Consider the following 13,876-nt stretch of genomic DNA (forward strand, 5'->3'; position numbering starts at 1 on the left):
GATCACGGGGGGGACGGGGACGGGCTCAGCACCCGTCCAGGGCCTCGGCGACGAACCGGGCGATCGCGGCCAGCGGCTCGGGGCGGGTCAGGTCGAAGTGCTCGGCCGCGACCTCGTGCCGGTCGATCCCGCCGGCCGCGTACGGCTCCCAGGCCTCGGCGCCGGGCGCGTCCCCGGACCGGCCGAGGGTCGCGGTGACGTGCAGCACGCGGCCGTCGAACCGTCCGGTCGGGGCGTCCGCCACCGCCCGGACGACGGCCGTCGCGGTGGCGGCGAGGTGGTCGAGCGCGGCGGCGCCGGGGGCGAACCCGCCGCCCTCGCGGCCGAGCAGGTCGGCGACCAGCGCCGCGTCGACGTCCTCGGGTTCCGCGCCCCAGTGTCCGCTCTCGACCGGGTAGGCGTCCAACACGGCCAGCAGGCGCACCTGTTCACCGGCGGCGCGCAGCGCGCAGGCCATGGCGTGCGCGATGTTCCCGCCGGTCGACCAGCCGAGCAGGTGGTAGGGGCCGGCCGGCTGCACCTCGCGGATCCGGTCCACGTAGTCCCCGACCATCGCCGCCAGGTCCGCGGGCCGCTCGGCGCGACGGTCGAGCCCGCGGGCCTGGAGGCCGTAGACCGGGCGGTCCGGCAGCCCGTCGGCGAGGCCGGTGTAGCAGCGGCCGAGGCCGGTCACCGGGTGGACGCAGAACAGCGGCGGCCGGTCGCCCTCGCCGCCGAGCCGCACCAGCACCCCGGGGTCCGCGGCCGGGCCGCCGTCCAGCAGGGCGGCCAGTCCGGCCGGGCTCGGGGCGCGGAACAGGTCGGTCAGCTCGGCGGGTTCGCCGAGCTCGGCGCGGATCCGGGTGACGAGGCGGGTGGCCAGCAGGGAGTGGCCGCCGAGGTGGAAGAAGTCGTCCTCCACCCCGACCTCGGGCAGGCCGAGCGCCTCGGCGAACAGCCGGCAGAGCGCCTCCTCGCGGGCGCCCCGGGGCGCGCGGGTGACGCGCACCTCGGCCTCGGGGGCGGGCAGGGCGCCGCGGTCCACCTTGCCGTTGCCGGTCAGCGGCAGCGCGTCGAGCACCACGACGGCCGACGGGACGGCGTACTCCGGCAGGACGGTGCCCAGGTGGCGGCGCAGTTCGGCGCCCGTGACGGCCGCGCCCTTGCGCACCACCGCGTAGCCGACCAGCCTCCGGTCTCCCGGGCGGTCCTCCCGGACCACGGCGACGGCGCCGGTGACGTCCGCGCGGCGCTCCAGCGCCGCCGACACCTCGCCCGGCTCGATCCGGACTCCACGGACCTTCACCTGGTCGTCCGCCCGGCCCACGAAGACGAGTCGGCCGTCCGCCGTCCACCGCACGAGGTCTCCCGTGCGGTACATCCGCTCGCCCGGCCCCGCGAAGGGATCCGGGAGGAAGCGCGACGCCGTCAGCCCGGGACGCCCGAGGTAGCCGCGCGCCACCTGCGCCCCGGCGACGTACAGTTCGCCGGCCACGCCGGCCGGCACCGGCCGCAGCCCGGCGTCCAGCACGTAGACCCGGGTGCCGTCGAGCGGGCGGCCGATGGGCGCCCCGCCGTCCGGCCGCAGCGGCTCGCTGGCGGTCGCGCAGACGGTGGTCTCGGTCGGCCCGTAGGCGTTGATCAGCTCCCGGCCGGGTGCCCACCGCGCCACGAGCTCGCCGGGCAGGGCCTCGCCCGCGACGACCAGGACGGCCAGTCCGCCCAGGTCCGCCGCCGACCGCGCGGGCAGCGTCGCGAGGACGGCGGGCGTGATGACGGCGTGGGTGACACCGCGCTCCGCCAGCACCCGCGCGAGCGGCTCGCCGGACCGCGCGTCGGCGGGCGGCAGCACCAGCGCCGCTCCGGCCAGCAGCGCGTTGGCCCACTCGTAGACGGCCGCGTCGAAGCCCGGCGAGGCCAGCTGGAGCAGCGAGCGGCCCGGACCGAGGCGCAGCTTCGCCGCGGACGCGGCCACCAGGTTGGCGAGGCCGGCGTGCGGGACCTGGACGGCCTTGGGGGTGCCGGTGGAGCCGGACGTGTAGATCAGGTAGGCGGCGTTCTGCGGGTGGACCCGGCTAGGCAGGTCCTCGCTCGGATGTGCCGCCACGACGGCCGTCACCGTCGGGTCGTCCAGCAGCAGGCACGGCCCGTCGATCCCCAGCGCCGACGTCGTGAGCACCAGCGACGGACGGGCGTCGGCCAGCATGAACTCCACCCGCTGCCGCGGATATCCCGGATCCACCGGCAGGTACGTCCCACCGGCCTTCAGCACTGCCAGCACGGACACCACAGCGTCTGTGGAGCGAGGCAGCGCCACTGCCACCACCGACTCCGGCCCGACACCCCGCACCACCAGCTCCCGCGCCAACCGGTTCGCCCGCGCGTTCAGCTCACCGAAGCTCACCTCGCGGTCCCCGTCGACCACCGCCGGCGCGGACGGCTGCTCCGCCGCCCTCGCCTCGAACACCTGGTGGGCGAGCAGGCCGGAGTCCGCAGCGCGCACGGCTCCCGTCCCGTGGGCCAGGAGGGCGGCCCGCTCGGCGGGCTCCAGGAGCTCCAGCGCGCCGACCCGGGCTTCCGGGTCCGCCACCATCCCGGACAACAGCCGGACGAACCGGCGCGCGAGCGTCTCCGCCGTCGAGCGGTCGAACAGGTCCGTCGCGAACTCCAGCTCGCCGCCGATCCCGCCCGGCCCGCCGTCGCCGGTCCGGCGCTCCCAGAGGCCGGCCGCGAGGTCGAACTTGGCGTTCGGCAGGTCGACCGGGACCTCCTCGACCTCAAGACCCGGCAGCCCGGCCTCGGTCCACGCGTTGTTCTGCAGCACGAGCGCGGTCTGGAAGAGGGGGTGCCGGGCCGCCGACCGGACCGGGTTGAGCACCTCGACCAGCCGCTCGAACGGCACGTCCTGGCTGCCCAGCGCCTCCAGGTCCGCCTCCCGCACCCGGCGCACCAGCTCCCGGACGCTCGGGTCGCCGGAGACGTCGGTGCGCAGCACCAGGGTGTTGGCGAAGAACCCGACCAGGTCGTCGAGCGCCTCGTCCGAACGGCCCGCCACCACCGTGCCGACGGGGATGTCCGCCCCGGCCCCGAGGCGGGACAGCAGCAGCGCCCAGCCCGCCCGCAGCGCCATGAACAGCGTCGCCCCGGACTCGCGCGCCAGCGCCACCAGTCCCGCGTGCACGTCGGCGGGCACCTCGACGTCCACCGTGTCGCCCGCGAAGGTCGCGACGGCGGGCCTCGGACGGTCCGACGGCAGCGCCAGCTCCTCCGGCAGGCCGCGCAAACGGTCCTTCCAGAAGGCGAGCTGACGGTCCATCACATCCGGCTCGCCGAGTACCCGGTGCTGCCAGAGCGCGTAGTCGCCGTACTGGACGGGGAGTTCGGACCAGGCCGGAGCCCCGCCGCTCGCACGGCGGGTCGTGTACGCGGCGGTCAGGTCGCGCAGCAGCGGGCCCATCGACCAGCCGTCGCACGCGATGTGGTGCACCACCAGCAGGAACACGTGCTCGTCCGGTGCGACGCGGAACAGCGAGGCGCGCAGCGGAAGTTCGCGCGCCAGGTCGAACTCGTGCCCGGCCGCGCCGGCGATCCGCCCGGGCAGGTCCTCCGGGGCGCAGCCGGCCGCTTCCCAGGGGACGAGCGATTCGCCCGTCACCGGCACCACGTGCTGCCAGGGCGAGCCGTCCGCCACCGGGAAGACCGTCCGCAGGCTCTCGTGCCGGCCCACCACGTCCTCCAGCGCCGCCCGCAGCGCCCCCTCGTCCAGTGCCCCCTTCAGTCGCAGCGCGGTCGGCACCGTGTACGTCGAGGCGCTCCCGGTGCCCTCCCACTCGCGCAGGAACCAGAGGCGCTGCTGGGCGTACGAGAGCGGCGTCCGCTCGCCGCGCTCCACCGCGACCAGCGGCTCGTGCGGCGCTGCGGTCCGCGACTGCAGCAGCGCGGCGAGCCGGGCGGCCGTCGGCGCCTGGAAGAGGTCGCGGATGCCCAGCTCCACGCCGAGCGCCGCCCTGGCCCGGACGAGCAGGCGGATGGCCTGCAGGGAGTGCCCGCCCAGCGCGAAGAAGTCCTCGTCCACACCGACCCTGGGCACGCCCAGGATCTCCGCGAAGAGCCCGGCGAGGAGTTCCTCGCGGGCGTCGCGCGGGGCGTGCGCGACCTGCGCGACGACCGCGGGCGCGGGCAGGGCACGGCGGTCCACCTTGCCGTTGCCCGTCAGCGGCAGCGCCTCCAGCACCACGACGGCCGACGGCACCGCGTACTCCGGCAGCACCGACGCGACCTCGCCGCGCACGGCGGCGGCATCGGGTGAGGCCCCCGCGACCGGGACGACGTAGCCGACGAGCCGACGGTCCCCAGGGCGGTCCTCCCGGACCACCGCGACCGCGGCGACGACGTCCGCACAGCGCTCCAGCGCCGCCGACACCTCGCCCAGCTCGATCCGGAAACCGCGCACCTTCACCTGATCGTCCGCCCGCCCCACGAAGGCGAGTTGGCCGTCCGGCAGCCACCGCACCACATCGCCCGTGCGGTACATCCGCTCCCCCGGACCGGCGAAAGGATCCGGGAGGAAGCGCGACGCCGTCAGCCCGGGGCGGCCCAGATAGCCGCGCGCCACCTGCGCCCCGGCGAGGTACAACTCGCCCGGCACCCCCACCGGCACCGCACGCAGCCCCGCATCCAGCACGTAGGCCCGCGTGTTCGTCGTCGCCCGGCCCAGGACCGGCGAACCGGCCGCCGACAGCGGCGTCATCACCGTGTCGACGGTGCACTCGGCCGGTCCGTACGCGTTGTGCGCGACCAGGCCGGGCGTCGCGCGCAACCGCTCCCACAGCGGTGCCGGGAGCGCCTCGCCGCCCAGGAGCAGGGTCCGCACGACGGGCAGGCCCTCGGCCGGATCCGGGTCGAGCAGTCCCTCCTCGACCAGTTCCGCCGCGTAGGCGGGCGTGGTGTCCAGCAGGTCGACGCCCGCGCGGCGTAGGTCCGCCACGGCGGCGGGGCCGTCCCGGCGGGTCTCCTCGTCCAGCACGTACAGCTCGTGTCCGAGGAACAGCGCGCTCAGCGACTGCCAGCTCGCGTCGAAGGAGGACGACGACGTGCTCGCGACGCGGGCCCGGGAGCGGCCCGTCGCGGCGAGGTGGTCGGCCAGCACCGAGCGGTCGAGGTGCCGGGCGAGGTTGGCGAGGCCGGCGTGCGGGACCTGGACGGCCTTGGGGGTGCCGGTGGAGCCGGACGTGTAGATCAGGTAAGCGGCGTTCTGCGGGTGGACCCGGCAGGGCAGGTCCTCGCTTCCATGTGCCGCCACGGCGTCCATCACCGTCGGATCGTCGAGCAGCAGGCACGGCCCGTCGATCCCCAGCGCCGACGTGGTCAGCACCAGCGACGGACGGGCGTCCGCCAGCATGAACTCCACGCGCTGCCGCGGATACCCCGGATCCACCGGCAGGTACGTCCCACCGGCCTTCAGCACCGCCAGCACGGACACCACGGCGTCCATCGAGCGCGGCAGGGCCACCGCCACCACCGACTCCGGCTCCACACCTCGCACCACCAGCTCGCGAGCCAGCCGGTTCGCCCGCGCGTTCAGCTCACCGAAGCTCAGCCCGTGGTCGCCGAACACCAGAGCGCGTTCGGCCGGGCGCGTCCTCGCCTGCTGCTCGAAGAGCCGGTGCACCGGCTCGACGTCGAGCTCGGGCGCCACGGCACCGGCCCACTCCTCCAACTGGTGCCGCTCCGAGTCCTCCAGGAGCTCCAGCACGCCCACCCGGGCGTCCGGGTCCGCCACCATCCCGGACAACAGCCGGACGAACCGCCGCGCGAGCGTCTCCGCCGTCGAGCGGTCGAACAGGTCCGTCGCAAACTCCAGCTCGCCGCCGATCCCGCCCGGCCCGCCGGCCGCCGTCGTCAGCTCCCAGCAGTCCACCGACAGGTCGAACTTGGCGATCCGGTGCTCGACCGGGACGTCCTCGGTCTCCAGTCCGGGCAGGTCCAGCTCGGACCAGGTGGTGTTCTGCAGGATCAGCAGCGTCTGGAAGAGCGGGTGCCGGGCCGCCGACCGGACCGGGTTCAGGACCTCGACCAGCCGCTCGAACGGCACGTCCTGACTGCCCAGCGCATCCAGATCCGCCTCCCGCACCCGGCGCACCAGCTCGCGAACACTCGGATCGCCCGACAGATCCGTCCGCAGCACCAACGTGTTGACGAAGAACCCGATCAGCTCGTCCAACGCCTCGTCCGAACGACCCGCCACCACCGTACCGACGGGGATGTCGGTACCGGCCCCAAGGCGGGACAGCAGCACCGCCCACCCCGCCCGCAACACCATGAACAACGTCGCACCACTCTCACGAGCCAGCGCCACCAGCCCGGCGTGCACGTCGGCGGGTATCGCGAGGTCCACGGTGTCGCCCGCGAAGGTCGCGACGGCGGGCCTCGGACGGTCCGACGGCAGCGCCAGCTCCTCCGGTATGCCGGCCAGCCGCTCGCGCCAGAAGTCGAGTTGACGGTTCATCAGTGAATCGGAGTCATCCTCCTCACCCAGCACGCCGAGCTGCCAGAGCGCGTAGTCGCCGTACTGGACGTCGAGTTCGGACCACGCCGGGGGCTCGCCCGTCCCGCTGCGGGCCGCGTACGCGGCGGTGAGGTCGCGCAGCAGCGGTTCCATCGACCAGCCGTCGCACGCGATGTGGTGCATCACCAGCAGGAACACGTGCTCATCGGGAGCGATCCGGAACAGCCAGGCCCGGAGCGGGAGTTCGCTCGCGAGGTCGAAGACGCCGTGCACGGCCCCGTCGATCAGGCCGGTGACGGCCTCCGCCGCACACGCCACGCTCTCCCAGGGCACGAGCGGTTCGCCCGTCACCGGCACGACCCGCTGCCACGGCACGCCGTCGACGACCGGGAACACCGTCCGCAGGCTCTCGTGCCGGCCCACCACGTCCTCCAGCGCCGCCCGCAAGGCGCCCTCGTCCAGCGCACCCCGCAGCCGGACGGTCAACGGCATCGCGTACGTCGCCGTCCGGGCCTCGCTGTCCACGGTCCCGAGGAACCAGAGGCGCTGCTGGGCGTGCGAGAGCGGGAGCCGCTCGGGGCGCTCGACGGGCCGCAGCGGCGGCCTCGGGTCGGCCTCCCCGCGCTGGTCGAGCAGAGCGGTCAGCCCGGCCACGGTCGGCGCCTGGAACAGGTCGCGGATGCCCAGCTCCACGCCGAGCACCGAGCGGACCCGGGCGACGAGGCGCATGGCCAGCAGCGAGTGCCCGCCGAGCGCGAAGAAGTCGTCCTCCACACCGACCCGCGCACGGCCCAGCACCTGCTCGAACAGCCCGCACAGCACCTCCTCCCGCGCGTCCCGGGGCGCCCGCGTGACATGCACCTCGGCCTCCGGCGCGGGCAACGCACGGCGGTCCACCTTGCCGTTGCCGGTCAGCGGCAGCGCCTCCAGCAGCACGACGGCCGACGGCACCGCATACTCCGGCAGGAGCGCGCCGAGCTCGCGCCGCACCTCGGCACCCGTGACGGCCGCGCCCTCGCGCGCCACCGCGTACCCGACGAGCCGCCGGTCTCCCGGGCGGTCCTCCCGGACCACCGCAACCGCGGTGACGACGTCCGCACAGCGCTCCAGCGCCGCCGACACCTCACCGAGCTCGATCCGGAACCCGCGCACCTTCACCTGGTCGTCCGCCCGCCCCAGGAAGGCGAGTTGGCCGTCCGCCGTCCACCGCACCAGGTCCCCGGTGCGGTACATCCGCTCCCCCGGACCACCGAACGGGTCCGGCAGGAACCGCGACGCCGACAGCCCGGGGCGGCCCAGGTAGCCGCGCGCCACCTGCGCCCCGGCGAGGTACAACTCGCCTGCCACGCCCACCGGCACCGGACGCAGCCCCGCGTCCAGCACATAGGCCCGCGTGTTCGTCGTCGCCCGCCCGAGCAGCGGCCCGTCGGTGTCGCCGAACCACGCCGCCAGCGCGTCCACGGTGTTCTCCGTCGGGCCGTAGGTGTTCTGCCCGGTCCACCCCGGCGCGTCCAGCATCCGGCGCCACAGCGACTCCGGCAGCGCCTCGCCGCCGACCACGAGGGTCCGGGGCGAGCGCGGGTCCGCCTCCAGCAGGCCCTGCTCGACCAGTTCGGCGGCGTAGCCCGGCGTCGTCTCCAGCAGCTCGATGCCTTCCCGCCCGATGTACTCGGCCAGTCGGGCGGCGTCGCGGCGGTCGTCGTCGTCCGTCAGGTGCAGTTCGTGGCCGAGGAACAGCCCGAGCACCGGGGTCCAGCTGGAGTCGAAGGCCAGCGGCGCGGTCGAGATCATGCGGATCCGGGTGGCGCCCGAGCGGGCCCGGTGACCGGCGAAGGTCACGCGCTCGTAGTGGTGGCAGAGGTTGGCGAGGCTGCCGTGGTCGATCACGACGCCCTTGGGCCGGCCCGTCGAACCCGAGGTATAGATGACGTACGCCGCGTGCCGCGGAGCCAAGGCCACCGCAAGGTCCTCATCGGCGTGCCGTGCCACCGCCTCGTCATCGAGCAGCAGTTGAGCGACGTGCGGATAGCCGGCACCCAGCTCCCGATCGGTGACCAGCACCTCCGGAGCCGCGTCCGCCAGCATGAACTCCACCCGCTCACGCGGATACTCCGCGTCGACCGGCAGATACGTACCACCCGCCTTCAACACCGCCAGCAGCGCCACCACCGACTCCACCGACCGCGGCAACAGCACCGCGACCCGCACCTCCGGCCCCACACCCCGCGCCACCAGCTCCCGCGCCACCCGGTTCGCCCGCGCGTTCAGCTCGCCGAAGGTCCAGGCCCGGCCGCCGAACACCAGCGCCCGCTCGTCCGGGCGGCTCCGGGCCTGCTCCTCGAAGAGCCGGTGCACCGGTTCACGGTCCACGGCCGGCTCGACGACACCGGCCCACTCCTCCAGCAACCGGTGCCGCTCCGACGGCTCCAGCACCTCCAGCGCGCCCACCCGGGCGTCCGGCTCCGCCGCCATCGCCGCGAGCACCCGGACGAACCGGCGGGCCAGGTCCTCGGCGGTCGACCGGTCGAACAGGTCGCTCGCGTACTCCAACTGACCGCCGAGCCCGACCGGTTCACCCGCCGGGCCCGCCTGCTCCCAGAAGTCGACGGACAGGTCGAACTTCGCGATCCGGTGGTCCACCGGGATCTCGTCGACCCGCAGGCCCGACAGGCCCGGCTCCGACCACGCGTTGTTCTGCAGGATCAGCATGGTCTGGAAGAGCGGGTGGCGGGCCGCCGACCTGGCCGGGTTCAGGACCTCGACCAGGCGCTCGAACGGCACGTCCTGACTGCCCAGCGCATCCAGGTCCGCCTCCCGCACCCGGCGCAGCAACTCGCGCACGCTCGGATCGCCCGACAGATCCGTCCGCAGCACCAGCGTGTTGACGAAGAACCCGACCAGGTCGTCCAACGCCTCGTCCGAACGGCCCGCCACCACCGTGCCCACGGGGATGTCGGTGCCGGCCCCGAGGCGGGACAGCAGCAGCGCCCACCCCGCCCGCAGCACCATGAACAGCGTCGCCCCGGACTCCCGCGCCAGCGCCACCAACCCGGCGTGCACCTCCGCCGGCACCGCCACGTCGACCACGCCGCCGGCGAAGCCCGGTTCGAGGGGCCGCGGCCGGTCGGTGGGCAGCGTGAGCTCCTCCGGCAGGCCGGACAGCCGCGAGCGCCAGAAGTCGATCTGACGGTTCGTCAAGGACTCGGGATCGTCCTCCGCGCCCAGCACGCCGCGCTGCCACAGCGCGTAGTCGCCGTACTGCACCGGGAGTTCGGACCACCCCGGAGCGTCGCCGGTCGTGCTGCGGGTGGCGTGGGCGGCGGTGAGGTCGCGCAGCAGCGGTCCCATCGACCAGCCGTCGCACGCAATGTGGTGCACCACGAGGAGCAGCACGTGATCCTCCGGGGCGATCCTGAACAGCCAGGCCCGGAGCGGGAGTTCATTCGCGAGGTCGAAGCCGTGGCCGGACGCCGCCGCCAGCCGCTCGTCGAGCTCCTCCCGGCCGCACGCAGACACCTCCCACGGGACGAGCGATTCGCCCGTCACCGGCACGACCTGCTGCCACGGCACGCCGTCGACGACCGGGAACACCGTCCGCAGGCTCTCGTGCCGGCCCACCACGTCCTCCAGCGCCGCCCGCAGCGCACCCTCGTCCAGCGCGCCCCGCAGCCGCAGTGCGGTCGGCACCGTGTACGTCGAGGCGCCGCTCGCCCGTTCCCACTCGCGCAGGAACCAGAGGCGCTGCTGGGCGTACGAGAGCGGGAGCCGCTCGGGCCGCTCGACGGGCCGCAGCGGCGGCCGCGGGGCCACCGCGCCGCGCTGGTCGAGCAGGGCGGTCAGCCCGGCCACGGTCGGCGCCTGGAACAGGTCGCGGATGCCCAGCTCCACGCCGAGCACCGAACGGACCCGGCTGACCAGGCGCGTCGCCAGCAGCGAGTGCCCGCCCAGCTCGAAGAAGTCGTCCTCCACCCCGACCCGCGCACGGCCCAGTACCTGCTCGAACAGCCCGCACAGCACCTCCTCCCGCGCGTCCCGGGGCGCCCGCGTGACGTGCACCTCGGCCTCCGGCACGGGCAGGGCGCGGCGGTCCACCTTGCCGTTCCCCGTCAGCGGCAGCGCCTCCAGCACCACCACCGCCGACGGCACCGCGTACTCCGGCAGCGCCGACGCCGCCTCCCTGCGCACGGCGGCGGGATCCGGCGCGGCTCCGGCGGCGGGGACGACGTACGCCACGAGCCGGCGGTCCCCCGGGCGGTCCTCCCGGACCACGGTGACGGCGGCCGAGACCTCCGCGCAGCGCTCCAGCGCCGCCGACACCTCGCCCAGCTCGATCCGGAACCCGCGCACCTTCACCTGGTCGTCCGCCCGGCCCAGGAACACCAGTTGGCCGTCCGCCGTCCACCGCACCAGGTCCCCGGTGCGGTACATCCGCTCCCCCGGACCGCCGAACGGATCCGGCAGGAAGCGCGACGCCGACAGCCCGGGGCGCCCCAGGTAGCCGCGCGCCACCTGCGCCCCGGCCACGTACAGTTCCCCGATCACCCCGGCCGGCACCGGCCGCAGCCCGGCGTCCAGCACGTAGGCCCGCGTGTTCGTCGTCGCCCGGCCCAGCACCGGCGACGGCGCGACGGCGAACCACGCCATCAGCGCGTCCACGGTGTTCTCCGTCGGGCCGTAGGTGTTCTGCCCGGTCCACCCCGGCGTCGCCAGCACGCGTCGCCAGAGCGACTCCGACACCGCCTCGCCGCCGACGTTCAGCATGCGCGCGAAGCCGGACTCCCCGTCCAGGAGCCCCTGTTCGACCAGCTCCGCCGCGTAACCCGGAGTGGTGTCGAGGAACTCGACCCGGGCCCGGTCCAGGTACTCCACCAGCCGCGCGGCGTCGCGTCGGGTCTCGTCGTCCAGCAGGTGCAGCTCGTGGCCGACGAACATGGCCAGCAGCGCCACCCAGCACGAGTCGAACGCGAGCGGGGCCGTCGTGGCGACGCTCGCCCGCTCCCGGCCGGTGGCGGCCAGCAGTTCGGCGTAGGTGGTGACCTCGTAGTGGTGGCAGAGGTTGGCGAGGCTGCCGTGGTCGATCACGACGCCCTTGGGCCGGCCCGTCGAACCCGACGTGTAGATGACGTACGCCGCGTGCCGCGGAGCCAGGGCCACCGCGAGGTCCTCATCAGCGTTCCGTGCCACCGCCTCGTCATCGAGCAGCAGTTGAGCGACACCCGGATACCCGGCGCCCAGCTCCCGATCGGTGACCAGCACCTCCGGAGCCGCGTCCGCCAGCATGAACTCCACCCGCTCACGCGGATACTCCGCGTCGATCGGCAGATACGTACCACCCGCCTTCAACACCGCCAGCAGCGCCACCACCGACTCCACCGACCGCGGCAACAGCACCGCGACCCGCACCTCCGGCCCCACACCCCGCGCCACCAGCTCCCGCGCCACCCGGTTCGCCCGCGCGTTCAGCTCGCCATAGCTCAGTTCCCGCTCTTCACAGACCAGAGCGCGCTCGTCCGGGCTCGTCCGCACCTGCCGCTCGAACAGCCGGTGCACCGGTTCGGGGTCGGCCGCCGGCTCGACGACACCGGCCCACTCCTCCAGCAACCGGTGCCGCTCCGACGGCTCCAGCACCTCCAGCGCACCCACCCGGACGTCCGGATCGGCCACCATCCCCGCCAGCACCCGGACGAACCGCTCCACCAGCCCCTCGGCCGTCGGCCGGTCGAACAGGTCGCTCGCGTACTCCAACTGGCCACCGAGGCCGGCCGGCTGCCCGTCCTCGGCGAAGTGCTCCCAGGCGTCCAGGGACAGGTCGAACTTGGAGATCCGGTGGTCCACCCGGAACTCCTCGGTCTCCAGGCCCGGCAACCGCAAGGTCGTCCAGGAGTTGTTCTGCAGCACCACCATGGTCTGGAAGAGCGGGTGCCGGGCCGCCGACCTGACCGGGTTCACCACCTCGACCAGCCGCTCGAACGGCACCTCCTGGCACCCGAAGGCGTCCAGGTCCGCCTCCCGCACCCGGCGCAGCAGCTCGCGCACGCTCGGATCGCCCGACAGGTCCGTCCGCAGCACCAGCGTGTTGACGAAGAAGCCGATCAGCTCGTCCAACGCCTCGTCCGACCGGCCCGCCACCACCGTGCCGATCGGAATGTCCGCCCCGGCGCCCAGCCGCGACAGCAGCAGCGCCCACCCCGCCCGCAGCACCATGAACAGCGTCGCGCCGCACTCCCGCGCCAGCGCCACCAGCCCGGCGTGCACGTCGGCGGGTACCGCGAGGGCCACGGTGTCGCCCGCGAAGGTCGCGACGGCGGGCCTCGGACGGTCCGACGGCAGCGCCAGCTCCTCCGGCAGGCCCTCCAGCCGCTCGCGCCAGAAGTCGAGCTGACGATCCATCAGTGAACCGGGATCGTCCTCCTCGCCCAACACCTCCCGCTGCCACAGCGCGTAGTCCCCGTACTGCACCGGGAGTCGCGACGACCAGACCGGCGCCTCGCCCGTCGCGCCACGCGCGTCGTACGCGGCGGCCAGGTCACGCAGCAGCGGCCCCATCGACCAGCCGTCGCACGCGATGTGGTGCACCACGAGCAGGAACACGTGCTCCTGCGGCGCCGTCCGGAACAGCGAGGCCCGCAGGGGCAGTTCGTGCGCCAGGTCGAAGGCCCGGGCCACGGTCGCGTCGACCAGCCCGGTCAGCTCCCGCTCGGCACACTCCCGCACCTCCAGCGGCACCAGCGGCTCGCCCGTCACCGGCACGACCTGCTGCCACGGCACGCCGTCCACCGCGGGGAAGACCGTCCGGAGGCTCTCGTGCCGCCCCACCACGTCCTCCAGCGCCGCCCGCAGCGCCCCCTCGTCCAGCGCACCCCGCAGCCGAACCGCGACGACCTCGTTGTAGACGGCCGCGCCCTCCTCCAACTCCCGGAGGAACCACAGGCGTTGCTGGGCGTACGAGAGCGGGAGCAGCTCGGGGCGCGCCATCGCCTGCAGCGGCGCCCGCTTCTCCGCCGCGCCGCTGTCGAGCAATTCGGCGACGCCCGCGACGGTCGAGGCGTCGAAGAAGTCCCGGATGCCGATCTCCACCCCGAAGACCGCCCGGATCCGCCCGAGCAGCCAGGTGGCCAGCAGCGAGTGCCCGCCGAGGTCGAAGAAGTCGTCCTCCACCCCGACCCGCGGCCGCTCCAGCACCTGCTCGAACAGCCCGCACAGCACCTCCTCGCGCGCCGTCCGAGGCACTCGGGGCTCACTGGCGAAGGGCTGGTCGGGGTTGGTCGGCATGGCGTCACCTCAGCGGGATCGTGGGGCTTCGGGGGCTCCCTGGCAGGCGGGCGCAGGGGCATCACAAGGGAGAAGGGCACTACGGGGAAGGGCACGCGGCACAGCGCGCGGACGGAC

Annotated in this window: 1 protein-coding gene; it reads right to left on the reverse strand. The window is 74.6% G+C overall.

Translation table 11 applies throughout. From position 1 onward, the window contains the following. Positions 1–25 precede the first annotated feature (25 nt). Positions 26–13,759 carry an amino acid adenylation domain-containing protein gene (locus tag ACFXDE_RS13600; protein ID WP_380493870.1) on the reverse strand — a complete coding sequence of 4,578 codons (13,734 nt, stop codon included), beginning with the start codon at positions 13,757–13,759 and terminating at the stop codon, positions 26–28. Positions 13,760–13,876: the final 117 nt, after the last annotated feature.

This window comes from Kitasatospora sp. NPDC059408, from assembly GCF_042751525.1.
In the GTDB taxonomy this organism is placed as follows: domain Bacteria; phylum Actinomycetota; class Actinomycetes; order Streptomycetales; family Streptomycetaceae; genus Kitasatospora.